The organism is Burkholderia sp. WP42, from assembly GCF_000745665.1.
Classification (GTDB): domain Bacteria; phylum Pseudomonadota; class Gammaproteobacteria; order Burkholderiales; family Burkholderiaceae; genus Burkholderia; species Burkholderia vietnamiensis.
Genome location: NZ_JQJT01000024.1, coordinates 66,217 through 92,743 on the forward strand (window position 1 = coordinate 66,217; position 26,527 = coordinate 92,743).

28 protein-coding genes and 3 tRNA genes are annotated in these 26,527 nt (G+C 66.8%); 14 read left to right on the forward strand and 17 right to left on the reverse strand.

The window, feature by feature from the left end; all coding sequences use genetic code 11:
• Nucleotides 1-109: 109 nt before the first annotated feature.
• Complete coding sequence (locus EX20_RS16250; RefSeq protein WP_014722637.1) at nt 110-1,645, forward strand: methyl-accepting chemotaxis protein; 1,536 nt, start codon at nt 110-112, stop codon at nt 1,643-1,645.
• A 30-nt stretch (nt 1,646-1,675) separates the two neighbouring features.
• Here EX20_RS16250 and EX20_RS16255 read toward each other — a convergent pair whose 3' ends face one another.
• The gene (locus EX20_RS16255) at nt 1,676-2,836 is read right to left on the reverse strand and encodes an alkane 1-monooxygenase (protein ID WP_034194113.1); all 1,161 of its coding nucleotides are present in this window, start codon (nt 2,834-2,836) and stop codon (nt 1,676-1,678) included.
• A 619-nt stretch (nt 2,837-3,455) separates the two neighbouring features.
• Here EX20_RS16255 and EX20_RS16260 point away from each other — a divergent pair.
• The 5 genes from EX20_RS16260 to EX20_RS16280 all read left to right on the forward strand — a co-directional run bounded on the left by EX20_RS16260 (nt 3,456) and on the right by EX20_RS16280 (nt 6,663).
• Nucleotides 3,456-4,034, forward strand: coding sequence for a GNAT family N-acetyltransferase (locus EX20_RS16260; protein WP_105857048.1), 579 nt, complete (start codon nt 3,456-3,458; stop codon nt 4,032-4,034).
• Between the two features lie 167 nt (nt 4,035-4,201).
• The gene (minC, locus tag EX20_RS16265; RefSeq protein WP_034194114.1) at nt 4,202-4,960 is read left to right on the forward strand and encodes a septum site-determining protein MinC; all 759 of its coding nucleotides are present in this window, start codon (nt 4,202-4,204) and stop codon (nt 4,958-4,960) included.
• Between the two features lie 59 nt (nt 4,961-5,019).
• Nucleotides 5,020-5,835, forward strand: a complete 816-nt coding sequence (gene minD, locus EX20_RS16270; RefSeq protein ID WP_011883701.1) for a septum site-determining protein MinD — start codon at nt 5,020-5,022, stop codon at nt 5,833-5,835.
• 12 nt (nt 5,836-5,847) lie between these two features.
• Complete coding sequence (gene minE, locus EX20_RS16275) at nt 5,848-6,102, forward strand: cell division topological specificity factor MinE (protein ID WP_006400798.1); 255 nt, start codon at nt 5,848-5,850, stop codon at nt 6,100-6,102.
• 159 nt (nt 6,103-6,261) lie between these two features.
• On the forward strand, nt 6,262-6,663 hold the full coding sequence (locus EX20_RS16280) for a YXWGXW repeat-containing protein (protein WP_034194115.1): 402 nt from the start codon (nt 6,262-6,264) through the stop codon (nt 6,661-6,663).
• A gap of 116 nt (nt 6,664-6,779) precedes the next feature.
• On the opposite strand, the gene EX20_RS16290 is transcribed toward EX20_RS16280, so the two are convergent.
• Nucleotides 6,780-8,372, reverse strand: a complete 1,593-nt coding sequence (locus tag EX20_RS16290) for a chloride channel protein (RefSeq protein ID WP_034194117.1) — start codon at nt 8,370-8,372, stop codon at nt 6,780-6,782.
• Between the two features lie 173 nt (nt 8,373-8,545).
• Here EX20_RS16290 and waaC point away from each other — a divergent pair, with 173 nt between their 5' ends.
• The gene (gene waaC, locus EX20_RS16295; protein WP_034194118.1) at nt 8,546-9,544 is read left to right on the forward strand and encodes a lipopolysaccharide heptosyltransferase I; all 999 of its coding nucleotides are present in this window, start codon (nt 8,546-8,548) and stop codon (nt 9,542-9,544) included.
• A gap of 34 nt (nt 9,545-9,578) precedes the next feature.
• On the opposite strand, the gene EX20_RS16300 is transcribed toward waaC, so the two are convergent.
• The 9 genes from EX20_RS16300 to rph form a co-directional block, all read right to left on the reverse strand.
• Complete coding sequence (locus EX20_RS16300) at nt 9,579-9,758, reverse strand: hypothetical protein (protein WP_011883712.1); 180 nt, start codon at nt 9,756-9,758, stop codon at nt 9,579-9,581.
• A gap of 98 nt (nt 9,759-9,856) precedes the next feature.
• Nucleotides 9,857-11,167 carry an MFS transporter gene (locus tag EX20_RS16305; protein WP_034194148.1) on the reverse strand — a complete coding sequence of 437 codons (1,311 nt, stop codon included), beginning with the start codon at nt 11,165-11,167 and terminating at the stop codon, nt 9,857-9,859.
• 288 nt (nt 11,168-11,455) lie between these two features.
• Nucleotides 11,456-11,947 carry an energy transducer TonB family protein gene (locus EX20_RS16310; RefSeq protein ID WP_011883716.1) on the reverse strand — a complete coding sequence of 164 codons (492 nt, stop codon included), beginning with the start codon at nt 11,945-11,947 and terminating at the stop codon, nt 11,456-11,458.
• 177 nt (nt 11,948-12,124) lie between these two features.
• Complete coding sequence (locus EX20_RS16315; protein ID WP_011883717.1) at nt 12,125-12,418, reverse strand: hypothetical protein; 294 nt, start codon at nt 12,416-12,418, stop codon at nt 12,125-12,127.
• Between the two features lie 190 nt (nt 12,419-12,608).
• Nucleotides 12,609-13,010, reverse strand: coding sequence for a hypothetical protein (locus EX20_RS16320; RefSeq protein ID WP_011883719.1), 402 nt, complete (start codon nt 13,008-13,010; stop codon nt 12,609-12,611).
• Nucleotides 13,011-13,160: 150 nt separating this feature from the next.
• Nucleotides 13,161-13,248 (reverse strand) — tRNA-Ser (locus tag EX20_RS16325).
• A 43-nt stretch (nt 13,249-13,291) separates the two neighbouring features.
• On the reverse strand, nt 13,292-14,506 hold the full coding sequence (gene hemW, locus EX20_RS16330; protein ID WP_034194119.1) for a radical SAM family heme chaperone HemW: 1,215 nt from the start codon (nt 14,504-14,506) through the stop codon (nt 13,292-13,294).
• Nucleotides 14,507-14,540: 34 nt separating this feature from the next.
• The gene (gene rdgB, locus EX20_RS16335; RefSeq protein WP_034194120.1) at nt 14,541-15,170 is read right to left on the reverse strand and encodes an RdgB/HAM1 family non-canonical purine NTP pyrophosphatase; all 630 of its coding nucleotides are present in this window, start codon (nt 15,168-15,170) and stop codon (nt 14,541-14,543) included.
• Nucleotides 15,163-15,903 (reverse strand): ribonuclease PH, encoded by a 741-nt coding sequence (gene rph, locus EX20_RS16340; RefSeq protein ID WP_011883725.1) that lies wholly within the window; start codon nt 15,901-15,903, stop codon nt 15,163-15,165. Before rph ends, rdgB begins: the two co-directional genes overlap by 8 nt.
• A gap of 174 nt (nt 15,904-16,077) precedes the next feature.
• Here rph and EX20_RS16345 point away from each other — a divergent pair, with 174 nt between their 5' ends.
• From EX20_RS16345 to EX20_RS16360, 4 genes are all read left to right on the forward strand, one after another.
• On the forward strand, nt 16,078-17,001 hold the full coding sequence (locus EX20_RS16345; RefSeq protein WP_034194121.1) for a YicC/YloC family endoribonuclease: 924 nt from the start codon (nt 16,078-16,080) through the stop codon (nt 16,999-17,001).
• 70 nt (nt 17,002-17,071) lie between these two features.
• Nucleotides 17,072-17,755, forward strand: a complete 684-nt coding sequence (gmk, locus tag EX20_RS16350; RefSeq protein ID WP_011883728.1) for a guanylate kinase — start codon at nt 17,072-17,074, stop codon at nt 17,753-17,755.
• 58 nt (nt 17,756-17,813) lie between these two features.
• Nucleotides 17,814-18,017, forward strand: a complete 204-nt coding sequence (gene rpoZ / locus EX20_RS16355; protein ID WP_006025620.1) for a DNA-directed RNA polymerase subunit omega — start codon at nt 17,814-17,816, stop codon at nt 18,015-18,017.
• Nucleotides 18,018-18,080: 63 nt separating this feature from the next.
• The gene (locus EX20_RS16360; protein WP_011883730.1) at nt 18,081-20,447 is read left to right on the forward strand and encodes a RelA/SpoT family protein; all 2,367 of its coding nucleotides are present in this window, start codon (nt 18,081-18,083) and stop codon (nt 20,445-20,447) included.
• A 141-nt stretch (nt 20,448-20,588) separates the two neighbouring features.
• Here EX20_RS16360 and EX20_RS16365 read toward each other — a convergent pair.
• Nucleotides 20,589-20,665: transfer RNA gene (locus EX20_RS16365), tRNA-Arg, on the reverse strand.
• A 61-nt stretch (nt 20,666-20,726) separates the two neighbouring features.
• A tRNA-Arg gene (locus EX20_RS16370) sits at nt 20,727-20,803 on the reverse strand.
• A gap of 130 nt (nt 20,804-20,933) precedes the next feature.
• Between EX20_RS16370 and greB the strand changes: the two genes are divergently transcribed.
• Nucleotides 20,934-21,497, forward strand: a complete 564-nt coding sequence (greB, locus tag EX20_RS16375) for a transcription elongation factor GreB (protein WP_034194122.1) — start codon at nt 20,934-20,936, stop codon at nt 21,495-21,497.
• Nucleotides 21,498-21,598: 101 nt separating this feature from the next.
• Here the strand turns inward: greB and EX20_RS16380 are convergent, their stop codons facing one another.
• A complete protein-coding gene (locus tag EX20_RS16380; protein WP_011883734.1) occupies nt 21,599-22,741 on the reverse strand; it encodes a porin in 1,143 nt (380 codons plus the stop codon).
• A 520-nt stretch (nt 22,742-23,261) separates the two neighbouring features.
• A complete protein-coding gene (locus EX20_RS16385; protein WP_014722650.1) occupies nt 23,262-23,522 on the reverse strand; it encodes a hypothetical protein in 261 nt (86 codons plus the stop codon).
• A 391-nt stretch (nt 23,523-23,913) separates the two neighbouring features.
• Here EX20_RS16385 and EX20_RS16390 point away from each other — a divergent pair, with 391 nt between their 5' ends.
• Nucleotides 23,914-24,117, forward strand: a complete 204-nt coding sequence (locus EX20_RS16390) for a cold-shock protein (RefSeq protein ID WP_011883742.1) — start codon at nt 23,914-23,916, stop codon at nt 24,115-24,117.
• Between the two features lie 160 nt (nt 24,118-24,277).
• On the forward strand, nt 24,278-25,405 hold the full coding sequence (locus EX20_RS16395) for an exonuclease domain-containing protein (RefSeq protein WP_034194123.1): 1,128 nt from the start codon (nt 24,278-24,280) through the stop codon (nt 25,403-25,405).
• Nucleotides 25,406-25,441: 36 nt separating this feature from the next.
• Here the strand turns inward: EX20_RS16395 and EX20_RS16400 are convergent, their stop codons facing one another.
• Entirely contained in the window at nt 25,442-26,035 is a 594-nt protein-coding gene (locus EX20_RS16400; RefSeq protein WP_034194124.1) for a chorismate mutase, read from the reverse strand.
• 223 nt (nt 26,036-26,258) lie between these two features.
• Nucleotides 26,259-26,405 (reverse strand): hypothetical protein, encoded by a 147-nt coding sequence (locus EX20_RS32545; RefSeq protein WP_006476612.1) that lies wholly within the window; start codon nt 26,403-26,405, stop codon nt 26,259-26,261.
• Nucleotides 26,406-26,527 lie beyond the last annotated feature (122 nt).

Genomic DNA, 26,527 nt, shown 5'->3' on the forward strand with positions numbered 1-26,527 from the left:
ACCGCCCATCCCCGCGGCTTCGCCGCTTCAGCCCCGGCCCCTTACGCCGTTAACAGAAGTCAGCAACGCGCGTTTTCCGCGTCGTCGCTGTCTTCCGATTCAAGGCCCCATGAAGCTCAGTTACAAGATTCCTCTCGCATTCGCCGTTGCGCTGCTGCTGATGTTCGGCGGCGCGCTGTACGGCATCCGCATTCTCAATCGCTCGATCGACACGTTCGCCAACGACGTCCAGACGCAGGTCGCCAACGAGCGGCTCGTGTCGGCGACGCTCATTGAATTCAAGCTGCAGGTCCAGGAATGGAAGGACACGCTGCTGCGCGGCAAGCAGCCGGAGATGCTCGACAAATACTGGCACGCGTTCGAGACGCGCGAGCGCACCGTCGATACGCTCGCCGCGCAGCTCGTCAAGCAGCTGCCGCCCGGCGACAGCAGAGCGCTCGTCGAGCAGTTCACGCGCGCGCATGCGGCGATGGGCGACGGTTATCGCCGCGGCTTCGACGCATTCAAGGCCGCGGGCTTCGAGCCTTCCGCCGGCGACGCGGCGGTCGCCGGCGTCGACCGGACGCCCGCCGCGTTGCTCGAACGCGCGGCGAAGGTGATCGCCGAGCAGAGCGCGGCGGTGTCCGCGCAGGCGAGCCGCGATGCGAGCTACGCGAGCGTGACGAGCGTCGTGCTGATGCTGATCGTGCTCGGCATCGCGATGATCGGCGCCTTCCTGTTCAGTCGCGCGATCTTGCGGCCGCTCGATCGCGCGGTCGCCTGTGCGCAGGCGGTGGCCGGCGGCGACCTCACGCGTACGGTCGACGCGGCCGGCCGCGACGAGATCGCCGATCTGCTGCGCGCGTTGCAGACGATGCAGGCGAGCCTGTCGGAGGTCGTGCACGAAGTGCGCACGCACGCCGAAGCGGTCGCGACCGCGAGCGCGGAGATCGCCTCGGGCAATCACGACCTGTCGTCGCGTACCGAGTCGCAGGCCGCGTCGCTCGAGGAAACCGCGGCCAGCATGACCGAGCTGACCGGCATCGTCGGTAAATCGGCTGAGCACGCGCAGTATGCGGCGCAACTGGCGCGCGACGCGTCCGAGGTCGCGTCGGCGGGCGGCGGCGTGATGACCGACGCCGTCCAGACGATGGACGGCATCGCCGCGAGTTCGGCGAAGGTCGGCGAGATCATCGCCGTGATCGACGGCATCGCGTTCCAGACCAACATCCTCGCGCTGAATGCGGCCGTCGAGGCGGCGCGGGCCGGCGAGCAGGGGCGCGGGTTCGCGGTCGTCGCGTCAGAGGTGCGCTCGCTCGCGCAGCGCAGCGCGTCCGCCGCGAAGGAGATCAAGGGGCTCATCGAGCAATCGACGCAGCGCGTCGATCAGGGCGCGGTGCTGATCGGCCGCGCGGGCGACTCGATCCGCGAGATCGTCGGCGCGGTCGAGCGCGTGACCACGATCGTCGGCGAGATCTCGTCGGCATCGCAGGAGCAGAGCGCCGGCATCCAGCAGGTGAACGTCGCCGTCGCGCAGATGGACGAAGCGACGCAGCGCAACGCGGCGCTGGTCGAGCAGGCCTCGGCCGCGACCCAGGCGCTCGCCGAGCAGGCGAACGCGCTGCGGCGCGCGGTAGCCGTATTCAGGCTGCCGCAGGCCGCTTGAGCGGCGCGGCCGCGACCGCCTAGGCCCGCGTCAGGTCGCGGCCGGATACTGCGCGAGCACGCGTTCGCGGATCGACGGCTTGATGTTCGACTGCGCCATGTCGCCGCCGTAATGTGCGACCACGCGCGGGTTCATCACGCGATACCAGAGCGGCGGCACATAGGCGAACAGGATCATCGTCGCGTAGCCGGCCGGCAGCTGCGGCGAGTCGTCGAAATGGCGCAGCGCCTGATAGGAGCGCGTCGGATTCGCGTGATGGTCGGCGTGGCGCTGCAGCTGGTACAGGAACAGGTTCGTGACGACGTGATTGCTGTTCCACGAATGCTGCGGCGTGCAGCGCTCGTAGCGGCCGCTCGGCAGCTTGCGGCGGCCGAGCCCGTAGTGCTCGACGTAGTTGACGACTTCGAGCAGCGACGCGCCGTACGCCGCCTGGATCACGAGGAACGGGATCACGACCGGGCCGGCCATCGCGATCGCGATGCCCCACACGACGACGGTCATCGCCCACGCGTGCAGCACCTCGTTGCGCCAGGTCCACGGCGAGCGGCCGAGCCGTTCGAGGCGTGCCTTCTCGAGCCGCCACGCCGAACGGATGCTGCCGGCAACCGTGCGCGGCAGGAACGCCCAGAACGACTCGCCGAAGCGGGCGCTGGCGGGATCCTCGGCCGTCGCGACGCGCACGTGATGGCCGCGGTTGTGTTCGACGAAGAAGTGTCCGTACGCGACCGGCGCGAGCGTGATTTTGGCGAGCCAGCGCTCGAACCGGTTGGTCTTGTGCCCGAGCTCGTGCGCGGTGTTGATCGAGATGCCGGTGGCGGCACCGAGCGACAGCGCGAAGCCGACGTAGTCGTACCACGCGAGCGCATGCGTGCCGACGATCCGCACGCACATGAAGAAGGCGACGTATTCGACCAGCGTCGCCAGGTAGACGATCCAGCGGTAGTAGCGCGACCGTTCGAGCTGCGGCACCACGGCTTCGGGCGGATTGTCGCGGTCGTCGCCGATCAGCGTGTCGAGGATCGGGATCACGCCGAAGGCGAACAGCGGGCCGAACCACCAGAACACGTGCACGCCGGTCGACAGTGCGAGTTGCGCCGCGAGGATCGGCAGCGTGATCGTCACCGCGCCGAGCAGCCACAGATAACGCTTGCCATCCGACCAGCCCGAGGCCGGTCCGTCGGTCGTTGCCATCGTCTCCCTCCATTGGGGGCCGGCTGCGCCTGCAAGCGCGACGGCCGCTCGTGTCATTTCGTCGTGGTGGTCCGCGATGCGGCGTGAGGCAGGCGCGGCACCGGATCGATCGTCCGGCTGTGCCAGTTATACGACGGGCGCGGCCGCTTTCCAAACTCCGGCGCTAGGCGCGAAACTCCAAACGGCGGACCGCATGTGGGGCTCGCGGGCGGGCGGCGACGCCGGGCGATTGAAACGGGCACCGCGCGGCGCGATCTGCCCGCGCGGCCCGCGTTCTGATCAGATGAATGCATGCCCGAAGCCTGTGCGACAGCCGACGACCGACGCTGCAACGAATGTTGCGTCGCAATATCGATCGCGCGACGAGGACGGCGCGCGCCGCGTTTTCGCATGTGCGGATGCCGGACGCTGACGGTTTCGACGTCTCCGCATCGGACGTCGATTGCTCGAATGCCCGAGTGACAAGCCGAGCGAGGCGCACGGTCCGAAGGCCGGACGCGCTCGTCGTGACGGTTCACCGACCGACGGCAGCATGCTGCACGTGCACAGCGGCGGCGGCCCGCACGCGCTTGCGTTGCGCGCCGACTCTCGATCGGCGCGGCCGTTTGAAAATAACGATTTGACTCATGCCCCGCTTTCGGTTGAAGCTAGTAGCTTGCTGTCCGAAGGGGGCTGTGCCTGCATGAGTTCGACCTTGACTGTTCGTCGTATCGCTGCCGACCAAGGCAGCGTGTATCGCGAACTCCGCGCCGCGTCGCTTCGTGAGCCCTACGCGCCGGGCGAAGCGCCGGAGGCCGAATTGCTGAGCGTCGACGCCGACGCGGCGGCGGCCATTGCCGCGTTGCGCGCCGCGTCCGACGAGTCGACGACTTTCCTGCTGTACACCGAAGGCCATCCGGCCGGCATGATCGGCGCGTATTTCGACAATACGCCCGAGCGGCGCGCGTTCGTCAGCGAACTGTGGGTCGCTCACGCGGTGCGCCACCTGCGCGGCGGCGTGCTGCTGCTCGAAACGGCCACCGGCTGGCTGGCCGAGCGCGGCGCGCGGGACATCTACGCATGGATTGCCGATGCGAACCGCGACGCGATCCGTTTCTACGAGCGCGCCGGCTTCGGCAACACGGGCGAGCACGCGCCGGTCGCGCGGATGCCCGGCGCGATGAAGTCGTTGTTCGTATCCCACATCGATACGCCGTGACGCGCGCCGGTGCGGGCCCGCGCCGAGCGACGAAGGCCCGTGTACGCGTCCCGCTGTCCGCGCGCTGGTCGCGCGCGCCTTGCGATACCGCTTGCCAGGTCGCCCAAAAATAATGGCCGGCCGCTTGGACGCCTGTAAAATACGCAAAAAATTTTTGCAGAGTGTCCATGTCGCTTAAAAAATCGCCATTCTTCGAGCTGCGCAGCGGATCGGTCGATACGTTGCTGTTCACCGTGAAGACGACCGATCTCGATGCGTTGCGTGCCGAACTGGTCAAGCGCTTCGAAGCGACTCCCGAATTTTTCGCCGACGACGTCGTCGCGATCGACGTCCGCCGCCTGGCGGAGGGCGAACGCGTCGCTCTCTCGGACATCCGCCAGATGCTGAACGACGTGCGGATGCGTCCGGTGGGTGTCGTCGCGCAGGCGTCGCAGGCGTGGGCGGCCGAAGCCGGCCTGCCGTTGCTCGAGGCGCGCGATCGCCGCGGGGCCACGGCGAAGCCGGAGCCGGCCGACGAGGCCGAGCCGCCTGTCGCCGCGGCGGCAGCGGAACCGGCGCCGGAGGCCGCGCCGAGCGCGCCCGCGGCGGGTGCGCAGACGCTGGTGATCGACCGGCCGCTGCGGTCGGGGCAGCAGATTTACGCGAAAGGGGACCTCGTGGTGCTCGCGCCGGTCAGCCACGGCGCCGAGATCATCGCGGAAGGCAACATCCACATCTACGCGCCGTTGCGCGGCCGCGCACTCGCGGGCGTGCACGGCAACCACGATGCGCGCATTTTCTGCACGTGTCTGGAGCCGGAACTGATTTCGATCGCGGGTATCTATCGAACCACCGAGAACCCGTTGCCCGCCGACATACTGGGTAAAGCGGTGCAGATCCGGCTCGAAGAGGAAAAACTGATGATCGAACCGCTGCGCCTGACGTGATTCACGCGCTGCGCTCCGGATCGATCGGCTCTCATTGACGAACACAGGGTATTGGGTAAATGGCAAAAATCATCGTGGTGACTTCGGGCAAGGGCGGCGTGGGCAAGACGACGACGAGCGCCAGCTTCGCGTCCGGCCTTGCGCTGCGCGGCCACAAGACGGCCGTGATCGACTTCGACGTCGGCCTGCGCAACCTCGATCTCATCATGGGCTGCGAGCGTCGCGTCGTGTACGACCTCGTGAACGTGATCCAGGGCGAAGCGAACCTGAACCAGGCGCTGATCAAGGACAAGAAGTGCGAGAACCTGTTCATCCTGCCGGCGTCGCAGACGCGCGACAAGGATGCGCTCACGCGTGACGGCGTTGAGAAGGTGCTGAACGACCTGGCCGCAATGGACTTCGAATTCATCGTCTGTGACTCGCCGGCCGGTATCGAGGCCGGTGCGCTGCACGCGATGTACTTCGCCGACGAAGCGCTGATCGTCACGAACCCGGAAGTGTCGTCGGTGCGCGATTCGGACCGCATCCTCGGCATCCTGTCGTCGAAGACGAAACGCGCGACCGAAGGCAAGGAGCCGATCAAGGAGCATCTGCTGATCACCCGCTACAGCCCGAAGCGCGTGAGCGAAGGCGAAATGCTGTCGCTCGAGGACATCAGCGAGATTCTGCGCATCAAGCTGATCGGCGTGGTGCCGGAGTCGGAAGCCGTGCTGCACGCGTCGAACCAGGGCTTGCCGGCCGTCCATATCGACGGCACCGACGTCGCCGAAGCGTACAAGGACGTCGTCGCGCGCTTCCTCGGCGAGGACAAGCCGCTGCGCTTCACCGATTACCAGAAGCCGGGCCTGCTGCAGCGCCTCTTCGGCAGCAAGTAACGGAGGCCGCCCATGTCCATTCTTTCGTTTCTCCTCGGTGAGAAGAAGAAGTCCGCGTCGGTCGCGAAGGAGCGCCTGCAGCTCATCATCGCGCACGAGCGGGTCGGCGGCCGTCCGCCGGCCGATTACCTGCCGGCGCTGCAGAAGGAACTCGTCGCGGTCATTTCGAAGTACGTGCAGATTTCGAACGACGACATCCGCGTGAGCCTCGAGCGTCAGGACGATCTCGAAGTGCTCGAAGTGAAGATCGAGATTCCGCAAGCCTGAGCTGTTCGGTCCCTCTCCGCACGGCGGCGCCACGCCGCCGTGCGCGTCTTACGCCCTGTTGCACTTTCGGGCACGCCGTAACACGGCGCCTGTCGGCCGCTCGCCGGCCTCCCGCATTGAACGAATACGCTCGCGTCATTCGTCAATCAGGAGGTTGTGATGGCTGTCTCTACTGTTCAACGCCGTATCGTTTCGCTGGCCTTGTGCGTCGCGGGCCTGTCGGCCGTCGTCGCGCCGCTCGCCGCGCGCGCGGACGAGATTCTCGTCGGCGCGCCGCTGATGGTGCCGTCGGGCCGGATGGTCGTCGCGGAGCCGGTCGCGATGCCGGCCGGGCAGATCGTCGTCGTCGCGCCGAACGCGCCGCCGCCGGTTCGCTACGAGGTCGTGCCGGACGCGCGCGTCGGCTACGTGTGGGAGCGCGGTCACTGGCGCTGGGAGCATGGCCGTTACGTCTGGATCGGCGGCCACTGGGAAGCCGAGCGTATCGGCATGCACTGGGTGCCCGGCCACTGGGATCAGCGCGGGCCGAACTGGTTCTGGACCCGCGGCCACTGGGCCTGACCGGGGGCTGCGATGAAACGGACCGCCATCGCGATTGCGCTCGTCGCCATCGCGCTCGCCGGCTGTATCGTCGTGCCGGCCCGGCCGATTTACTATCGGCCCGCGCCGGTGGTGATCTACTGAGGGTCGCGCGGGTCGGCCGCCGTCGACGCCGGCGAGTCGGCATCGGGCCGTGCCGCAGAGGTGGGCGTGGCGTCGTGGCCGGCCGCGGGTGCCGATCCGGATGACGGCGATTGCGCCTGCGTCGCGACCTCTGCGTCGCCGTCTTCTTCGCGCAGCGTGTCGAGCGGATCGGCGGGCGCATCCTGAGGCTCCGGGACGCCGCTCGCGGCCGTAGCCGCAGCCGCAGCCGCAGCGGCAGCCGCCGCCGGTGCCGTAGCGGACGGTGCGGCGGCCGGCGGCGCGAGATAGCGCTCCGCGAGCGTTTCATAGAGCGGCGGGGCGAAGAAGCGCGCGATGCGGCTCGACACCAGCGCGGTCGCCATCAGCGAAATCACGAGCGCGTGGCCATTGATCATCTCCATCACGATCACGAACGACGTGATCGGCGATTGCGTGACCGCCGCGAGGTAGCCGACCATCGCGAGCGCGATCAGCATCGGCAGGCTCATGTTGCCGAACGCGAGGTGCAGCAGGTTGCCGAACCCCGCGCCGATCGACAGCGACGGCGCGAAGATCCCGCCCGGGATGCCGGGCAGGTACGACCCGACCATCGACACCATCTTCAGAAACGGATAGAACACCGACAGCTGCTCGTGGCCGTCGAGCAGCCCGCGTGCCTCGGCATAGCCGCTGCCGAACGTCGTGCCGCCCGACACGATGCCCACGACGGCGATCACGAACCCGCACAGCGCGGCGAACGCGATCGGGCGCTCGCGATACAGCACGAGCAGGCGCGCGGGCAGCCAGCGTCCGGTGTTGAGCAGCAGCCAGCTGAACAGGCCGCCGGCGATGCCCGTCACGATCGCGGTGACGAGCACGGCGACCGCCAGCATCTTCGGGAAATGCTGGCCGGCGTTGATCGTGCCGAAGTACGTGTAGTTGCCGTTCAGGCCCAGCGCGACGACGCCGGCGAGGATGATCGCGGTGATCAGCACGCCGCTTGCGCGCGCGGAGAAGCTGCGCGTGAGTTCCTCGATCGCGAACACGATACCGGCGAGCGGCGTGTTGAACGCCGCGGACAGGCCGGCCGCCGCGCCGGCGAGCACCAGTTGCCGTTCGATTTGCGCGTTCGAGCGCGGATAGAGGCGCCGCAGGTTGAACATCAGCGCGGCGCCGACCTGCACGGTCGGGCCCTCGCGGCCGATCGTGAAGCCGCCCAGGATCCCCAGGAACGAGACCAGCACCTTGCCGAACAGGATGCGCAGCGTCAGCAGCCGCGAGCCGAATGCGCGCGGGCTCGCATGCAGCGTCGCGATGACTTGCGGAATCCCGCTGCCCTCGGCGCCGCGGAAGAAGCGGCGGGTGATCCACGCGGACGCCGCGGCGATCGACGGCGTCAGCAGCAGCGGCAGCCAGGCGGCGTGCTCGCGCATCGTGCGGAACGTGTCGTAACCCCAGTCGATCAGCCGCGCGTACAGCACGGCCGCGAGACCGACGGCGATGGCGCCGAGCCAGAAGACGCCGAACTGGCGCCAGATTCGCAGCGAGCGTCGGGTGAGGAGCGGAAACAGACGGGAAAGCGGGGCGGGAAGCTCTGAGCGTTGCATCGGCGTCGGCCGGCAGGGCAAAGGCGCATTATAGGAAGATTCGGATGCCATGGGCGCCTGACAAAACTTTACGAAAACGACGCATTTTGTTGCAAATGTAATCTTGGTGTAATGTGTGGGGTCGCCAAGCGTCGTTAGCATGGCGAAATGGCCGGCCATTCCCCACAAGAAAAGTGAAACGCATCCTCATCGTAAAAGTGACCTCGCTCGGCGACGTCGTCCAGACGTTGCCTGTCGTCGCGGACCTCCATCGTGCGTTCCCCGGTGTGGCGGTCGACTGGGCCGTGGACGAATCCTGCGCCGAAGTCGTGCGCTGGCACCCCGGCGTCAGCAACGTGCTGTGCGCGCCGCTGCGGCGTTTCAAGAAGCTGCGCAACGGCGGTGACTTCAAGGCGATCTCCGCGTCGATCGGCGCGTTGCGCGCGCATCGCTACGATGCGGCCATCGATCTGCACGGCGTCTACAAGAGCGCGATCATCTCGGCGCTGGCGCGCGCGGCGCGCCGCGTCGGCTACCAGACCCAGGATCTCGGCGAGACGGGCGCCCGCTTCGCGTACTCGCATCGCTTCGGCCCGCGGCCGGACTGCGACGCGTGGCACGGGATGCGCGTGAGCGCCGGCGAGGCGCTGGGCTATGTCCCCGAAGGCCTCGCCGATCACGGGATCGGCGCGCCGCAGGACGCGCGCCTGCCGGCCGCGCTGACCGACGGCACGCCGTTCGTGCTGCTGTTTCATGCGACGTCCAATCCGGACAAGCAATGGCCGGCCGATCACTGGGCCGCGCTGGCCACGCAGATGATCGCGCGCGGCGTGCGGGTCCTGCTGCCGTGGGGATCGCCGGCCGAACACGACGACGCGCAGCAGATCGCCGCGCGGGCGCCCGGCGCGATCGTGCTGCCCGCGATGTCGGTGCGCGAACTGGGCGCGGCGATCGGTCTGGCGACGCTCGTGGTCGGCGTCGACACCGGCTTCGTGCATATGGCGCACGCATTGAAGCGCCCGACCGTGATGATCTTCGTCGCGACGTCGCGGCACCATTGCGGCATCGGCGGCGCGCCGCACGCGCTGTCGATCGGCGAGCCCGGTGCGCCGCCGTCGGTTGCGCAGGTGCTCGACGCGATCGATGCGGTCGGCCCGGCGCATGGCGCGCGGCGTGTGCGCTTGACGGCCTGACGGGGCTATCGACGCCGCTGTGCGCGCGAGCGCTTCACGCGAGCAACGCTTCGACCGTCACCACCGCCGCGATCGCGGCCAGATTCGCCAGCAACGCTTCGACGAGCAGCCCGCGCCAGCTTTGCGGCCGAAAGCGCGCGGCGAGCAGCAGCGCGCTGCCGAGCGCGAGCGCGAGTATCAGCACGAGGTCGGCGTTGTTCAGATGGACGTTCATCGCGGCGCCTCCTTGAGATGGAGAAGTTCCGGGCGCGGTGCGCCCGGCTCCGAGTATAGGCAGCGCCGCGCGCCGTACAACCGGGGCTGTCCCGGAGGTCAGACGAGCGATGCGTCGCGGGTTTCGCGCATCAGCAGCACGCCGATCAGGCTCAGCGCCGCCGCGACCGACACATAGCCGCCGACCCAAGACAGGCCGCCGCGCGCGGCGAGCAGCTGCGCGATGTACGGCGCGATCGACGCGCCGAGGATCCCGCCGAGGTTGTACGCGACGCCGGCGCCTGTGTAGCGGACGTTGGTCGGGAACAACTCGGACAGCAGCGCACCCATCGGCGCGAACGTCACGCCCATCAGGAACAGCTCGAGCGTCAGGAACAGCGCGACGAGCGGCATCGAGCCGCTGCCGAGCAGCGGCTCCATCGCGAAGCCGGACAGCAGCGCGGCGATCGCGCCCGCGGCCAGCACCGGCTTGCGCCCGAAGCGGTCGGCCGCCCATGCCGACAGTGGCGTCGCGAGCCCCATGAACACGACGGCGAAGCACAGCAGGCCGAGGAAGCTCTGGCGCGGGATATGCAGCGCCGACACGCCGTACGACAGCGAGAACACCGTCGAGATATAGAACAGCGTGTAGCAGACCACCATCGCGAGCGCGCCGAGCAGCGTCGGCTGCCAGTGTTGGGAGATCAGCGTCGCGACCGGTACGCGCACGCGTTCGTCGCGCTCGAGCGCGGCCTGGAAGGCCGGCGTCTCGGCGATCTTCAGTCGTACGTACAGGCCCACCGCGACGAGCACCGCACTGACCAGGAACGGAATCCGCCAGCCCCAGCTGCGGAACTGTTCGTCCGACAGCGACAGCGCGAGCGCGAAGAACAGCCCGTTCGACATCAGGAAGCCGACCGACGGGCCCAGTTGCGGAAACATCCCGAACCAGCCGCGCTTGCCGGGCGGCGCGTGTTCGGTCGCGAGCAGCGCCGCGCCGCCCCATTCGCCGCCGAGGCCGATGCCCTGGCCGAAGCGCAGCACGCACAGCAGCACCGGCGCGAGCGTGCCGATCGTGTCGTAGCCCGGCACGAAGCCGATCGCGGTGGTCGAAATGCCCATCACGAGCAGCGACGCGACCAGCGTCGACTTGCGGCCGATGCGGTCGCCGAAGTGACCGAACAGGAACGAGCCGATCGGCCGGGCGATGAACGCGATGCCGAACGTCACGAATGCCGACAGCGCCTGCGCGGTCGCGGAGCCGTGCGGGAAGAACACGGGCCCGATCACGAGCGCCGCGGCCGTCGCATACACGTAGAAATCGTAGAACTCGATCGCGGTGCCGATGAAGCTCGCGAACACGATGCGCCGATGGCTGACGGCGCCGGCCGAGCCGGTTGCGCGTGCAACGGCCGGGGGGAATGCGGACATGGATGTCTCCGTTTTATCGTTGGGGTGTTCGGCCGCGGCGAGCGCGAACAGGCGCAGCCCGGCGCGGCCGAGCGGATGACGCGGTGGCGGTGCGCGCCGCGTGTCGTGGCGCGGGTATCGCCCGCCGGTCGACGATGGAGACGGATAGGCCGCCGCCGCCGGATGCCGGCGTGATCGGCTCGCGTGCCGGATGCGGCGTGCGAACGCGTGCGCGGCGGGATGGCCGCGCAATGGCGAAAAATTATAGCGAGCGCGGCCGCGGAGCGGTAAGTGCGGAGTGCCGACGGTTCAATCGAGCGATTGCGCCTGCGCGGACGCGGTGCTCTGCAGCGCGAAGCGGCCGTCGTCGTTGAAGAGCCAGCCTTCCAGTATCTCCAGCCGGCCGTTGCCGTCGAGCAGTTTCGGCGGCGGAGGAGGCAGCGGCGCCGAGCGGCGCAGCGACGCCAGCGCAAGGGCTTCGGCCTCGCTGTCGCCGTTGCTGCGATAGACGGAAGCATTGACGACGCGGCCGCCGCGATCGACGGTGAATGCGACGACGACGAGCGAGCGCAGCATCGCCTGCGGCGTGCCGCGCGACACGCCCGACGGGTTGTGGTCGGCCACGCACCGCGCGACTTCGACGCGATACTGGTCGAGGTTCGCGCTGCGCACGACCGACGGGATCGTCAGCACCGAGTGCAGCGACGGCGGCGGCGTGATCGTGCAGGCGGCGAGCAGCGGGATGGCGACGAGCACGGCAATACGCCGCCGGCTGGCGCACGGGCGGAGAACGGAGCGCATGGGGAAGTGCCGGAGGGTGACGATACAAAAATGATAGGCGTCCGCGCGCGGCGTGTTATCCGGGGAAACGCATAGCGCGCGAAACGCGCCGTCGCGATGCGCGGATAACGGCAACCGGTGCGGCGCCGGGGCCACGTCGCGATTCGACGCGGCGGATGCAGCCACGGCCGAACGCGTTCAGTAGCCGTGCGTCACGAGCGCCAGAACGGACAGATCCGGATGTGTGCCGTCGACGATGCTTTTACCGATGTGCACGGCTTCGCGCACCGCTTCGTCGAGGCTCGCGAAGCTCTCTTCGCCGTCGGCATGGAACGCCACCGCATGATCGGGCAGGGCGGGATTCACGCCCGGATGGCACACATAGCCGGTGTAGGTATAACGCGCGTCGCTGCCGGGCGCGAGGCCGGGCACGACATGAATTTCGAAGCCTTCGTAATCGACGTGATCGGTCGCGGTCGACAGTTCGGTCATGGCGGTCTCCGTGTGCCGCGCGCGGGGATGGTGCGGGCGGCAGCGAGTCGCGGCGGCGGTCGTGTCGCCGTGCTGATCGAATTCTAGGCGATGGCGGCGCGGGTCGTCAGTGTTGCGTGTAGTGGGCCTTCGCTGCACGAAGCGGCCCGCAGTCGTTCTCACACCCGCCACGATCCCGCGGCAGCGCCGCTCAACGGGCGCAGCGCGCGTCCTTGCGCTGAATGACGAGGATCACCGGATATTTCTGGCCGTGATCGAGCTCCACCGGGGCGACGACGGTCAGCGTCGCCGGGTCGGAATCGTCGTACACGCTGACCTGCTCGTTGCGGATGTAGGTCACGCCGGTGCAGTTCGATGCGCGCCCGTCGTCCGACACCTTGCACTGCAGCTCGTTTTCCTTCAGGTAGTTGTACGGCGTCGGGCTCGCCAGATATTCGCGCAGGCTGCGCGGCGAGCCGCCGACGCCTTTCACGTACGCGATCGCGCACGACGGCGTTTGCGCGTCGGCGTCGGAGGCGGAATCGGCAGCCGCCGCATGCGTGCCGACCGTGGCCAGCAGCGCGACGAGCGAGGAGGCGATGAAGGGTTTCATGACGTGGGTGTCCCGTTTCGCGGTTCGGAGCGCCGGATTGTAACGGCATCCGGCGGCGCGCGTCGGCGCGTTGCGGCGCTGCGCGCGCAAACGCCGCGGACAAACAAAAACCCCGTCATTCGATGAATGGACGGGGTTTGGCGAATTTCCTGGCGGAAGCGGTGAGATTCGAACTCACGGACAGTTTCCCGTCGCCGGTTTTCAAGACCGGTGCCTTAAACCGCTCGGCCACGCTTCCACGCGAGGCGTGCATTGTAACCGAAATGCCGCGTCGTTCCGCGTCAATCGTCGCGCAGGAACAATTCCTGCAGGTCGTTGAGAAAGCGCTGGCCGAGCGGCGTCGGCGCGATCTGCGTGAAGTCGCGCGTGATGAGCCCGCGGCGTTCCGCTTCGTTCAGCGCCGGCTCGATCGTGCCCATCGGCAGGCCGGTGCGTTCGGCGAAGCTGTGCACCGGGAAGCCCTCCACGAGCCGCAGCGTGTTCAGCATGAACTCGAACGGCAGGTCGCGCGCGCCCACTTCGCGTTCTTCCTGCACCGGCGTGCCGGCCATCGCCTGTTCGATGAAGGTGGCCGGATGCTTGTAGCGCGCCTGGCGCAGGATCCGGTTCGGGAACGACAGCTTCGTGTGGGCGCCCGCGCCGATTCCGAGATAGTCGCCGAAGCGCCAGTAATTCAGGTTGTGCTTGCACTGATGATTCGGCTTCGCATACGCGGACACCTCGTAGCGGCCGTAGCCGGCCTCGGCCGTGCGCTCGTGGATCCATTCCTGCATGTCGGCCGACGCGTCGTCGTCCGGCACGACCGGCGGGAACTTCGCGAACAGCGTGTTCGGCTCGAGCGTCAGGTGATAGAGCGACAGATGCGGTGGCGCATACGACAGCGCCGTCTCGATGTCGGCGTGGCATTCGGCGAGCGTCTGGTTGGGCAGCGCGAACATCAGGTCGAGGTTGAAGTTGTCGAAGGTCTGCGCGGCGATCTCGACGGCCGCGCGCGCCTGCGCCGTGTCGTGAATGCGGCCGAGCGCCTTCAGATGACCTTCGTTGAAGCTCTGGATGCCGACCGACAGGCGGTTCACGCCGCTCGCGCGAAACTGCGCGAACTTCGCCGCTTCGAACGTGCCGGGGTTCGCCTCGAGCGTGATCTCGGCATCCGCGTCGAGCGGCAGCAGCGCGCGCACGTCGGACAGCAGCCGGTCGAGGCCGGCCGCCGACAGCAGGCTCGGCGTGCCGCCGCCGATGAACACCGTATGCACCTGGCGGCCCCACACGAGCGGCAGCGCCTGCTCGAGATCGGCGCGCAGCGCGTCGAGATACTCGGTTTCCGGGAAGCGCTCGCCTTTCCATTCGTGCGAATTGAAATCGCAGTACGGACACTTGCGCACGCACCACGGAAAATGCACGTACAGCGCGAGCGGCGGCAGCGACGTGAGCCGCACCTGCCCGGGCGACGTGAACGTCGCGACGACGCGTGCGCCGGTTTGCGCCGCCTGGCTCATGCGGCCTCCGGTTGCGAAGGCGTGACGTAGACGATCATGCGGTTTCCTCTGCGAGCCGCGCGAGCAGCGCGTCGAGCGCAAGCGCTCGATGGCTGTGCGTGTTCTTCACGGCCGGCTCGAGCTCGGCGGCCGTCGCGCCGAGCGCCGGCACGTAGAAATACGGGTCGTAGCCGAAGCCGTGCTCGCCGCGCGGGGTGTCGACGATCTCGCCGATCCAGCGCCCTTCGGCGAATAGCGGCTCGGGATCGTCCGGATGACGCACCAGCGCGAGCACGCAGCAATAGTAGGCGCGGCGGTCGTCGACGCCGCGCAGCTGCTCGACCAGATGCGCGTTGTTCGCCGCGTCGCCGCGAGCGCCGCCGGCACGCTGCGCATAGCGCGCCGAATAGACGCCCGGCGCGCCGCGCAGCGCGCGCACGCACAGGCCGGAATCGTCGGCGATCGCCGGCAGGCCGGTGAGGCGCGCCGCATGACGCGCCTTGGTCAGCGCATTCTCGATGAACGTGCCGAACGGCTCGTCGGCCTCGGGCACGGCCAGCTCGCCCTGCGGGACGATCTCGATGCCGACCGTCGAGAACAGCGCCGCGAATTCGCGCAGCTTGCCGGCGTTGTTCGACGCGAGCACGATGCGCGACAGCGGCGCGGCAGTGCGATCGTCAGACATGGTCGGCGCCCAGAACGTCCTTCTGCAGCTGCACGAGCCGGCCGATGCCGGCTTGCGCGAGGTCGAGCAGCGCGTTCATTTCGGCGCGCGAGAACGGCACGCCTTCGGCGGTGCCCTGGACTTCGACGAAGCCGCCGGCGCCCGTCATCACGACGTTCATGTCGGTGTCGCAGCGCGAGTCTTCCGCGTAGTCGAGGTCGAGCACGGGCGCGCCTTCGTACACGCCGACCGAGATCGCCGCGACGTGATCGGTGATCGGCGAGCGCGCGAGCTTGCCGGCCGCGATCAGCTTCGACACGGCGTCGTGCGCGGCGACGAACGCGCCGGTGATGCTCGCCGTGCGCGTGCCGCCGTCGGCCTGGATCACGTCGCAGTCGATGTTGATGGTGCGCGGGCCGAGCGCTTCCAGATCGAACACCGCGCGCAGCGCGCGGCCGATCAGGCGCTGAATCTCCTGCGTGCGGCCCGTCTGCTTGCCGCGCGCCGCTTCGCGATCGCTGCGTGTGTGCGTCGCGCGCGGCAGCATCCCGTATTCGGCGGTCAGCCAGCCCTGGCCGCGCTCGCGCAGGAATTCGGGCACGCGTTCCACGACGCTTGCCGTGCAGATCACCTTGGTATCGCCGAATTCGACGAGCACCGAGCCTTCGGCGTGTTTCGTGTAGTGGCGCGTGAGCGCGACCTTGCGCAGTTCGTCGGCGCGACGGCCGCTCGGGCGGGACAGGGATGACGTCATCGGGAATCGGGCACGGAAGAGGAAACCCCGATTTTAGCGCCGAACGGCGGCCTTGCCCGGCGGGGTCGCGCGCAAAAATGGGATAATGCGCGCTTCCCGCCCCGCGCCTTGCAATGCGCCGGGCGCCTCGACTTATTCCCGCCCGATCCGGGCACACCCACGGCGAGACGAACCATGATCTACAGCATGACGGGCTATGCGAGCGCGACGCGCGAACTCGCGACGGCTGCCGGCAACGGCGGCGCGAGCGTGTCGGTCGAACTGCGCACCGTGAACTCGCGTTTCCTCGACCTCAATTTCCGGATGCCCGACGACGTGCGCGCATGCGAGCCGGCGCTGCGCGAAATGCTGATGAACAAGCTGTCGCGCGGCAAGGTCGACGCCCGTATCAACCTGCAGCGCGGCGAGCAGAGCATCGGCGCGGGCGCGCTGAACCAGACGGCGCTCGGCCAGCTCGCCGAGCTCGAGCGCTCCGTGCTCGATGCGTTCCCGGGCGTCGGCCGCCTGCGCGCCGGTGAAGTCCTGCGCTGGCCCGGCGTGCTGGCCGAGAGCGGCGTGTCGGCGGACGCGATCCGCGACGCGGTGCTCGCGTGCGGCAAGGAAGCGATCGGCGAGCTGGTCGTGGTGCGCTCGCGCGAAGGCGCGCAACTCGCGACGATGCTGCTGTCGAACGTCACCGAAATGGAGGCGATCGTCGCGCGCATCACGCCGCTCGTGCCGGAGCTGATCGCGAAACATCAGCAGAAGATCGTCGAGCGGCTGCAGGAAGCGCTCGGCCTCGCGGCGCCGGAAGGCAGCGCGACGATCGTCACGCGCGAGGAAGCGGCGGAGCGCATTCGTCAGGAAGTGACGATGTACGGCATCCGCATCGACATCGCGGAAGAGCTGTCGCGCCTCACCGCGCACCTGAACGAAACGCGTCATGTGATCGAGAAGGGCGGCCGCGTCGGCAAGCGTCTCGACTTCATGATGCAGGAACTGAATCGCGAAGCGAACACGCTCGGCTCGAAGGCGGCGGCGAAGGAGCTCGCCGACGCATCGATGGCGCTCAAGCTGTTGATCGAGCAGATGCGCGAGCAAGTGCAAAACCTGGAGTAACAGAGATGAAACGATCCCCATGCTCACTACGTTCGCTGCCCCCCGAGGGGGCGGCCCGGCGGAGGCTGTCATGACCGATTCCCATCGCGACGGCCACGCGTCGCATGCGCTGCACGGCGGCGTCTATCCCGGCAACCTGTTCATGGTCATCGCGCCGTCGGGCGCCGGCAAGTCGACGCTCGTGAACGCGCTGCTGTCGAAGGACAGCGACATCTGCCTGTCGATTTCGTACACGACGCGCAAGCCGCGCCCGGGCGAGCAGGACGGCCAGCACTATCACTTCACCACCGTCGAGGATTTCCGCGCGCGTCACGCCGCGCACGAATTCCTCGAAAGCGCGGAAGTGCACGGCAACTACTACGGCACGTCGCGCGTGTGGATCGAGGAGCAGATGGCGAGCGGCCACGACGTGCTGCTCGAGATCGACTGGCAGGGCGCGCAGCAGGTGAAGCGGCAGTTTCACAACGCGGTCGGCATCTTCATCCTGCCGCCGTCGCTCGATGCGCTCGAGGAGCGTCTGAAGAAGCGCGGCCAGGACGAGCCGAACGTCATCACGCGCCGCCTGCTCGCGGCCGGCAGCGAGATGGCGCACGCGTCCGAAGCGGAATACGTGGTGATCAACGAGAATTTCGATCGTGCGCTCGCGGAACTGGAGTGCATCGTCGCGGCGACGCGCCTGCGTTTTGGTTCGCAGTACGCGCGACATGCGGAGCTGTTCATCGAACTCGGCATCCATCTGCCCCACGCGGAATGACGCGAGGGTAGAGGGACATAAGGTAGAATAACGACTATATTCAGAAGGAATTTCCAACATGGCTCGCATTACCGTCGAAGACTGCCTGAAGCAAATCCCCAACCGCTTCGAACTGGCGCTCGCCGCCACCTACCGCGCGCGGCAGCTCGCGCAAGGCCATACGCCGAAGATCGAAAGCCGCGACAAGCCGACGGTCGTCGCGCTGCGCGAAATCGCTGCGGGTCAGGTCGGCGTCGAGATGCTGAAGAAGGTGCCGGTGTAACGCGCATCCGGCCCGTTCCAGCCATGTAGTGCACGCGCGCAACGACTCGACCTGGAGGCGAATATGAGCACCACCCCATCGTCCGCCTCCGCGGATTCGACCACCGAAGTCACGGCCCAGTCGCCTGCGCGCCAGTACATCGACGCGGTCCTCGAACAATCCTTCCGGCATCTGTTCGGGCCGACCGCCACACCGGAGCAGCCTCGCAAGCACGGCGTCGTTTCGATCGCGAATCTGACGACCGCGCTTGCCGAGTATCTCGGTCCGGACGAAATCAAAGAGGTCAAGGCGGCGTTCCACTTCAGCGACGAAGCCCACCTCGGTCAATATCGCCAGAGCGGCGAACCCTACATCACTCATCCGGTCGCCGTCGCGGAAATCTGCGCCGGCTGGAAGCTCGACGCGCAAGCCGTGATGGCCGCGCTGCTGCACGACGTGATGGAAGACCAGGGCGTGACCAAGAGCGAGCTGGCCGAACGGTTCGGCCCGAAGGTCGCGGAACTGGTCGATGGCTTGTCGAAGCTCGACAAGATGGAATTCCGCAGCCGCGAGGAAGCGCAGGCGGAAAACTTCCGCAAGATGCTGCTCGCGATGGCGCGCGACGTGCGCGTCATCCTCGTCAAGCTCGCCGATCGGCTGCACAACATGCGCACGCTCGGCGCGGTGCCGATGGAAAAGCGCCGCCGCGTCGCGCGCGAGACGCTCGACATCTACGCACCGATCGCGCACCGCCTCGGGTTGAACAACACGTATCGCGAGCTGCAGGACATGAGCTTCGCGAACTTCAACCCGCATCGCTACGCGACGCTCGAGAAGGCCGTGAAGGCCGCGCGCGGCAATCGTCGCGAGGTGATCAGCAAGATCCTCGAGGCCGCGCAGCGTGCGATGACCGACGCGAAGATCGACGCGGAAATCACCGGCCGCGAAAAGACCATCTACAGCATCTACCGCAAGATGCGCGACAAGCAGCTGTCGTTCTCGCAGGTGCTCGACGTGTACGGCTTTCGCGTCGTCGTCGACAACCCGCTCGACTGCTACACGTGCATCGGCGCACTGCATGCGCTGTACAAGCCGGTGCCCGGCAAGTTCAAGGACTACATCGCGATCCCGAAGATCAACGGCTATCAGTCGCTGCACACGACGCTCGTCGGCCCGTTCGGCGCGCCGATCGAGTTCCAGGTGCGCACGCGCAAGATGCACGAGATCGCCGAGGCCGGCGTGGCCGCCCACTGGCTGTACAAGAACGGCGGCGCCGATCTGAACGACGTGCAGAAGCGCGCGCACCAGTGGCTGAAGTCGCTGCTCGACATCCAGAGCGAAGCGGGCGATTCGAGCGAGTTCCTCGAGCACGTGAAGATCGACCTGTTCCCGGACGCCGTCTACGTGTTCACGCCGAAGTCGAAGATCATGGCGCTGCCGCGCGGCGCGACGGCGCTCGACTTCGCGTATTCGATCCACAGCGATCTCGGCAACCAGTGCGTGGCCGTGAAGATCAACAACGAATTGCTGCCGCTGCGCACCGAGCTCAAGAGCGGCGATATCGTCGAGGTGATCACGGCGCCGTATTCGAAGCCGAACCCCGCGTGGCTCGGCTTCGTGCGCACCGGCAAGGCACGTTCGGCGATTCGTCACTATCTGAAGACGATGCGCCTGAACGAGTCGGTGCAACTCGGCGAGCGGCTCGTCGACCAGAGCCTGAAGGGTTATGGGTTCGCGCTCGCCGACGTGACGCCGGAGGTGTGGGACAAGCTCGTCCAGTGGACCGGCAACAAGAGTCGCCAGGAAATCTTCGCGGACATCGGCCTCGGCCGGCGGGTGGCGGCCGTGATGGCCAAGCGCATCGAAGTGCTGATGAGCGGCCGCGACGCGGACGACGATCTGCCGAAGTCCGAGCGCCATCCCGCGCACCATGCGCCGCCGGTCGTGATCACCGGCACCGAAGGCATGTCGGTGCAGTTGTCGGCATGCTGCCGGCCGATTCCGGGCGATGCGATCATGGGCTATATCGGCATCGGCCTCGGGATGGCGATTCATACGACCGATTGCCGTGTCGCGCAGCGCATCCACCGGCGCGATCCGGGGCGCTGGATCGACGTCGAATGGGCGCCGCAGCCGGGCAGGCTGTTCGACGTCGCGGTGAAGGCGCTGGTCAAGAACACGAAGGGCATCTTCGCGCGCGTTGCGGCGGACATCACGTCGGCCGACGCGAACATCGTGCATATCGCGATGGACGAAGATCTGACGCACGAGTCGACGGTGCTGCGCTTCGTCATCCAGGTCAGCGACCGCCTGCATCTCGCGAACGTGATGCGCCGCGTGCGCACCAATCCCGACGTGATGCGGATCATGCGCGAACGCTCGACCGAGGACGGCGCGCATGCGCGTCACGACGGCGGCATGCGGATCGAGCGCGAGCGCCAGGATTACTGACGCTGCACGGTTGCGGCGAGTCGAGACGGCGGCCACGGGCCGCCGTTTTCTTTGGGGCGACGGAAGGGAAGCCGAAGAAGGGAGCGGAAGAGGGGAGCGGAAAAGAAAAAAGGGCCTTCCCGGAGGAAGGCCCTTCTGAGGTGGCGCGGCTGGCAGGATTCGAACCCACGACCCCTTGGTTCGTAGCCAAGTACTCTATCCAACTGAGCTACAGCCGCACGCAAGACGGTACTGCTTCAACTGTCGGAACCTTCTGCGATGGGAAGGCCCCCAAAAAAGTGGCGCGGCTGGCAGGATTCGAACCCACGACCCCTTGGTTCGTAGCCAAGTACTCTATCCAACTGAGCTACAGCCGCACGCAGAAGCGGAAGTATAGCAGGGTTGTATAAAAAGGGAAGCCTTATCCGCAAAAAATGTCGCCTGATCTTGCATGCCCGCGTTCGTGTACCCTTGGGGCATCAGTCATTCACGTATCGAATCAGCATCATGAACAAGGCGTTTGTCAAAGAATCGGAAGGCGACGACGACGATCTCGACCCCGGTCAGCCGGCGATCCCGGCGGGCACCAAGAACTACATCACGCCGGCCGGCCACAAGCGGCTCAGGGACGAGTTGCTGAACCTGATCGACGTCGAGCGTCCGGAGGTCGTGCGCCTCGTGTCGTGGGCCGCGTCGAACGGCGACCGGTCCGAGAACGGCGATTACATCTACGGCAAGCGGCGGCTGCGCGAAATCGACCGCCGGATCCGCTTCCTGACGAAGCGGCTCGATCTCGCCGAAGTCGTCGACGCGAGCCGGCAGGAGAACGTCGACCAGGTGTTCTTCGGCGCGACCGTCGATTACGCGACGCCGGACGGCGAGGACCACACCGTGACGATCGTCGGGATCGACGAGGTGGACCTCGACCGCGGCTGCGTCAGCTGGATCTCGCCGATTGCACGGGCGCTGATCAAGGCGAAGATCGGCGATACCGTCACGTTGATCACGCCGGCCGGCCCGCAACCGATCGACGTGCTCGACGTGCGCTATCCGGCGCGGGACGACGCATGAGCGCGTAGCGGCGTGCGGCGTCGCAGCGGTGCGTATCGACGTCCGCGGCGCCCGCACGGCCAGCCCCCCCATGACGGCGGCGCGATCGCCGCAGCAATGGTTCAGAAGCGGTGGCGCATACCCGCGGTGACGGCGATTTGCTTGTTCGTCGACGACGCGCTGCCGAGCCCGTTGATGTTCGCGCCGATCGCCAAGCCGTCCGCGTTGACGCGCTGGTATTCCCCTTGCAGATACAGGTCGGTGCGCTTCGACAGCGCATAGTCGGCTTGCAGGTTGAACTGGTGCCAGCTGGGCGACTGGCCGTCGAGGCGGGCATCGGTGTAGGTGTACGAGCCGGCCAGCGAGAATGCCGGCGTCAGCGCATAGCGGCCGTTCACCTCATAGTTGTTGAAGCGCGTGCCGCCCGTGAGCGCGATGCCGCGCGACACGCCCGACTGTCCGGCGCTGATGCCGGCCGAATCGGTGAGGCGGGTCTGCGTGAACACGAAGCCGGCGGTCGCCGGGCCGAAGCCGTAGTTCAGGCCGGCGCCCCAGGTACGCTGGCGGCCGGCCGCGAAGGTCCAGTCGCCGGCCACGGCGCCCGGGTCGCTCGCTGCGAGCGCCGGCGCGTTGACGTTGTTGTTCAGCTGCATGTAAGCGGCCGCGACGTTGAAGCCGAGGTAGCTGTATGACGCGCCGACGCTGTATGCGCGATTGTTCGCGAAATTCGTGGCGTTCGAGAAGCCGTACAGCGCGCCGAATTTCAGGCCGCCGTAGTTCACGCTCTGGTATTTGATGGCGTTGTTGATCCGGAACGAGTTGTTCAGGTTGTCGTTGTCGAACGGGTGCGCGAACTCGGTGCCGCCGTACTGCGTGCCCGTGAGCGACAGCGGCCCCAGGTAATCGACGACGCTGTCGTATTGGCGGCCGAGCGTGAGCGAGCCGAAGCCGTCGTGTGCGAGCCCGACGAATGCCTGCCGGCCGAACTCGCGGCCGTTCTGCTTCAGCGTGCCATTGTTGATGCCGAAGCCGTTCTCCAGCGTGAAGATCGCTTTCAGGCCGCCGCCGAGATCCTCGGTACCGCGCAGCCCCCAGCGGCTGCCGTTGATCGAGCCGCTCGTTTCCTGCCACGCGCTGTGGCCGCCCTGGTTGTTCGTGTAGGTGATGCCGGCATCGATCAGCCCGTATAGCGTGACACTGCTTTGCGCATGGGCGGCGATCGCCGGAATGCCGGCCAATGCGGCAACGATCAGCGTCTTTTTCATGATCTGTCTCCAAACGATTGTTGTCGATCGAAGCCGCAGCGGGCTGTCGCGCGCATCGCCATCGAGCGGTACGCGCGTGACATGTGGGGCAGCGGCCGCTCAGTCACCAATCCGTTTTGTAGTGTATGAAGCGCCGTGGCTCCGGTAGAGAAGCGCGTGCCGCAATACTGTATTTAGGATGGCGCAAGAATGGTCGCGCGGGCGGAGTGCCCCGATTATCCGGGCATTGCGGCGGCGCAACATACGATTGCTGTCGTCAGCAGTGCGTAATGACGTTGCGCCGTCGCGACACTGCCAACGCCACCGCGCAAACAATCCGATTATTGACACATCGGCAATAGAGGTTTGTGCGGAGCATGGATAATGAAAGGATGTAATCTCGTTATACTGCAGTCTCTGCTTTCCGAAGCAGACTTTTTCGTTGACGGAAAAGATCTCCAAACCTTTGTCGGCGCGACTTCCCAGTCGCGCTTTTTTTTGCCCGTCGTTCCTGTCCTTCCCCGCGGCTTCTCCCGCGCCGCTACGAGTACGAGCGTCGCTTGCGTCTCGCAGCCGGTTCCGCGTCGTTGGTTTGCGCCTGCGGCGGCGTATAGGTCCAGTCTTCCATCACGTAGTGACGGGCATCCAGCGGCGACGCCAACAGGTTTTGCCAATGGTCGCCGTGCCAGGTCGGATCGAACTCGGTGTCACACGGCGCTTCACGGGACTCGGCCAGCGCGCGGGACTTGCGGCGTGCGCGTGCGAGTCGGCTCGCGAAGCGCTTGATTCCGTCCAGCCACATGACCTTCTCCTCCAATTGCGTGACTCCAGCATCGCAACGTGGCGCGGCTTGCGCAACCGGAAAAAACCCCGAGGATTTTACCGGCATGATTCGACCCCGGTATGTTTTTCATCATTTCGATTAACGGTGCTCCATGCCCGGTAATATTGACAGGGTTTTGGCGCGAATTAGTTAATAGAAGACGAGTGTGTGCCCATTCCAATGGCATTGATGTGATTTTGATAAAGAGGGCGTTAAAAATTTGCTTGACGCGCCTCGATCGTCCAATTTATAAAGTGAGCACTCCGTCCCCGGACGCAGCGCCCATTGGGAATCGGCACGCTGTTACGGGTGTTCGGGAAGCGGCTATAAATGGTAGCTTTTTTGATCTAAACGAGTGGGGAACGAAGGTATGGATACCGGTATCGTAAAATGGTTTAACGATGCTAAAGGTTTTGGCTTTATTACATCCGACAATGGCGGCGAAGATTTGTTTGCGCACTTCTCCGAAATCCGGATGGAAGGCTTCAAGACGTTGAAGGAAAACCAGCGCGTTTCGTTCGAGGTGAAGGTCGGCCCGAAGGGCAAGCAGGCAGCGAATATCCAGGCAGCCTGACGCGCCGCGTAGTACCGATCACGTCCGGCCCCCGCATAGCGGGGGCTTTTTGCATTTGCGGCCGCGAAAACGGCCGGCATGCGGATCGATTCCGGTTGCACTGGCCCGCGACACCCGCGCCGGTGCATACTCGCGGAAGCATCGTTTCTCCCGTCTCTTCATGTCCGACCTTTATCCGTCCGATCCTGCCAGCGAACAGCCGCTCGTCTTCGTCGACCTCGAAACCACTGGTGGATCGCCCGCCGAACATCGCATTACCGAAATCGGGGTAGTCGAAATCGGTCCGGGCCACATGTCCACATGGACGACGCTGGTCAATCCCGGGCAGCCGATCCCGCCGTTCATCCAACAGCTGACCGGTATTTCGGACGACATGGTGCGCGACGCGCCGTCGTTTGCGTCGCTCGCGCCGGCGCTGTTCGAGCGTTTGGACGGCAAGCTGTTCGTCGCGCACAACGCGAGCTTCGACCGTGGTTTTCTGCGCGCAGAATTCGAGCGCGCCGGCCTCGCATTCAACCCCGACGTGCTATGCACGGTGAAGCTGTCGCGCGCGCTGTTTCCGCGCGAGTCGCGGCATGGCCTCGATGCGCTGATCGAGCGGTATGGGCTGGTCCCCGCCGCGCGCCACCGCGCGCTCGCGGATGCGGACCTGATTTGGCAGTTCTGGCGGCAATTACACACGCTCGTGCCGCTCGAGCGCTTGCGCGACCAGATCGCACGCACGACGCGCCACTTCCGTCTGGGCGGCGACTTGACCGAAGCATGGCTCGATACCGCGCCGGCCGGATGCGGCGCCTATGCGCTGTTCGGCGAGGGCGACGAAGCGCTGTACGTCGGCCGCAGCGTGCGTGTCCGGCAGCGCTTGCGTGCGCTGCTGACCGGCGAGCGGCGCTCGTCGAAGGAAATGCGGATCGCGCAGCAGGTGCGGCGCGTCGAGTGGCGGGAGACCGGCAACGAGCTGGGCGCGATGCTTGCCGAAGCGCAGTGGATCGCGCGCCTGCGCCCGGCATACAACCGGCGATCCACGGCTGCGGCCGTACGTGCCGGTGATGCGCCCTGGCCGTTCGACGGCGCGGTCGCGTTCGAGGCGCACGGCGAGCGCAGCCTGTTTCATGTGATCGATGCGTGGCGCTACCTCGGCGTGGCCGAGTCGCTCGACGCCGCCGCGCGGCTCGCGGCGGACGGCACGGACGGCGCGTTCGAGCCCCATACGCAGCGTCTGTTGCAGACCTATCTCGCGCGCGGCCTCCAATTGATCCCGCTGGCGGCGTTCGCGGCAGCCGACTGAGAATCGCGCGCGGCTGCCTGCGATCGTGGCGGCCGGTCAGCCGATCGCGCTGGCGCCGCCCGCCGAGCAAACATGGGACAGCGCGGTGCCGAGCGCCTGCGTACGCGTCGACTCGTAGCGGGTAAGCGTCTTCCAGTTCGCGATGCTGCGCGCGAGCCGTGCCTGGCAATCCGGGGCGTCGCGCACCGGCGCGGCTTGCGCGAGCGCGGCCAGCATCTTCTGCGTGAGCTGGTCGAGCGCCGGGCGCGTGCTGGTCGCGAGGTCGGGTGGCGTTCCTTCCGGAGGCCGCGTCGCGCGCCAGTTGGCGAACAGCGCGTTTTGCACGTCCTTGCTGGCGGCGATCTGGTCCTCGAAGAAGGTGCGGGCGACCGCCGCGTCGACGCCGGCTTGGACCGCGCGCTTTTCCACCGACGCGAGCAGCGCGGCTTCGCGCGGCTTGTCTTCGATCGCCTGGTGGTTGGCCCATTTCCAGCGCGCGACCGGCTCGGCAAGCGCGAGCCGCTGCGACGCAAGGGCGACGAGATTGGTGAGCGCGGTGTCGTCGCCGTCTGCGCGCGCTGCGGGCGGCGCCGAAAGGAATGCGACACCCAGCGTGGCGACAGCGAGGCTGGCACGAATGGCTTGTTTCATCGGGACGTTCGGAAGTGGCCGCAGGGGCCGTGGCGGGAAAACCAGAAGGATAGACGAAGACGGCCGCGCGGCGGAGCGACGCGACAGCGGATATTTAGCGGACGCGCCGAACCGGCACCGTCAGGCCGTTGCAGCCCGGGTGCAAAGCGATCTGCGCACGAAACGCAGCGAGAAACCGCACGATCTCGATCGACACGCGACGGTTACGGAACGGAACGCGCGATCACTTCGGCGCGTAGAGCTTGTGCTGCTCGTCGAAGAATGCCCGGACGTGCTCGGGCAACTCGGCGAGGAACTCGACGCCGACGGGCTCCGGATCCGGGCTCATTACTTGCTCGGGCGGCGGCATGCGGGTTGGTCTTTCATCCATGATCGTTTCTCCAGCGGGTTCAATAATTATCAACCTCGCGCTCGGATTTATGCCAGAGGCGAATCGTTAGTTTTTGTCTCTGTTGTATTAACGGCACATGCGTTGGCGCGCGCTGTCCGATG

Bases quoted from the DNA above. Each gene is read 5' to 3' on its own strand.
- EX20_RS16250 (WP_014722637.1), top strand. From the start codon at position 110: ATGAAGCTCAGTTACAAGATTCCTCTCGCATTCGCCGTTGCGCTGCTG.
- EX20_RS16255 (WP_034194113.1), bottom strand. From the start codon at position 2,836: ATGGCAACGACCGACGGACCGGCCTCGGGCTGGTCGGATGGCAAGCGT.
- minC (WP_034194114.1), top strand. From the start codon at position 4,202: ATGTCGCTTAAAAAATCGCCATTCTTCGAGCTGCGCAGCGGATCGGTC.
- minD (WP_011883701.1), top strand. From the start codon at position 5,020: ATGGCAAAAATCATCGTGGTGACTTCGGGCAAGGGCGGCGTGGGCAAG.
- minE (WP_006400798.1), top strand. From the start codon at position 5,848: ATGTCCATTCTTTCGTTTCTCCTCGGTGAGAAGAAGAAGTCCGCGTCG.
- EX20_RS16280 (WP_034194115.1), top strand. From the start codon at position 6,262: ATGGCTGTCTCTACTGTTCAACGCCGTATCGTTTCGCTGGCCTTGTGC.
- EX20_RS16290 (WP_034194117.1), bottom strand. From the start codon at position 8,372: ATGCAACGCTCAGAGCTTCCCGCCCCGCTTTCCCGTCTGTTTCCGCTC.
- EX20_RS16300 (WP_011883712.1), bottom strand. From the start codon at position 9,758: ATGAACGTCCATCTGAACAACGCCGACCTCGTGCTGATACTCGCGCTC.
- EX20_RS16305 (WP_034194148.1), bottom strand. From the start codon at position 11,167: ATGTCCGCATTCCCCCCGGCCGTTGCACGCGCAACCGGCTCGGCCGGC.
- EX20_RS16310 (WP_011883716.1), bottom strand. From the start codon at position 11,947: ATGCGCTCCGTTCTCCGCCCGTGCGCCAGCCGGCGGCGTATTGCCGTG.
- EX20_RS16315 (WP_011883717.1), bottom strand. From the start codon at position 12,418: ATGACCGAACTGTCGACCGCGACCGATCACGTCGATTACGAAGGCTTC.
- EX20_RS16320 (WP_011883719.1), bottom strand. From the start codon at position 13,010: ATGAAACCCTTCATCGCCTCCTCGCTCGTCGCGCTGCTGGCCACGGTC.
- hemW (WP_034194119.1), bottom strand. From the start codon at position 14,506: ATGAGCCAGGCGGCGCAAACCGGCGCACGCGTCGTCGCGACGTTCACG.
- rdgB (WP_034194120.1), bottom strand. From the start codon at position 15,170: ATGTCTGACGATCGCACTGCCGCGCCGCTGTCGCGCATCGTGCTCGCG.
- rph (WP_011883725.1), bottom strand. From the start codon at position 15,903: ATGACGTCATCCCTGTCCCGCCCGAGCGGCCGTCGCGCCGACGAACTG.
- EX20_RS16345 (WP_034194121.1), top strand. From the start codon at position 16,078: ATGATCTACAGCATGACGGGCTATGCGAGCGCGACGCGCGAACTCGCG.
- gmk (WP_011883728.1), top strand. From the start codon at position 17,072: ATGACCGATTCCCATCGCGACGGCCACGCGTCGCATGCGCTGCACGGC.
- rpoZ (WP_006025620.1), top strand. From the start codon at position 17,814: ATGGCTCGCATTACCGTCGAAGACTGCCTGAAGCAAATCCCCAACCGC.
- EX20_RS16360 (WP_011883730.1), top strand. From the start codon at position 18,081: ATGAGCACCACCCCATCGTCCGCCTCCGCGGATTCGACCACCGAAGTC.
- greB (WP_034194122.1), top strand. From the start codon at position 20,934: ATGAACAAGGCGTTTGTCAAAGAATCGGAAGGCGACGACGACGATCTC.
- EX20_RS16380 (WP_011883734.1), bottom strand. From the start codon at position 22,741: ATGAAAAAGACGCTGATCGTTGCCGCATTGGCCGGCATTCCGGCGATC.
- EX20_RS16385 (WP_014722650.1), bottom strand. From the start codon at position 23,522: ATGTGGCTGGACGGAATCAAGCGCTTCGCGAGCCGACTCGCACGCGCA.
- EX20_RS16390 (WP_011883742.1), top strand. From the start codon at position 23,914: ATGGATACCGGTATCGTAAAATGGTTTAACGATGCTAAAGGTTTTGGC.
- EX20_RS16395 (WP_034194123.1), top strand. From the start codon at position 24,278: ATGTCCGACCTTTATCCGTCCGATCCTGCCAGCGAACAGCCGCTCGTC.
- EX20_RS16400 (WP_034194124.1), bottom strand. From the start codon at position 26,035: ATGAAACAAGCCATTCGTGCCAGCCTCGCTGTCGCCACGCTGGGTGTC.
- EX20_RS32545 (WP_006476612.1), bottom strand. From the start codon at position 26,405: ATGGATGAAAGACCAACCCGCATGCCGCCGCCCGAGCAAGTAATGAGC.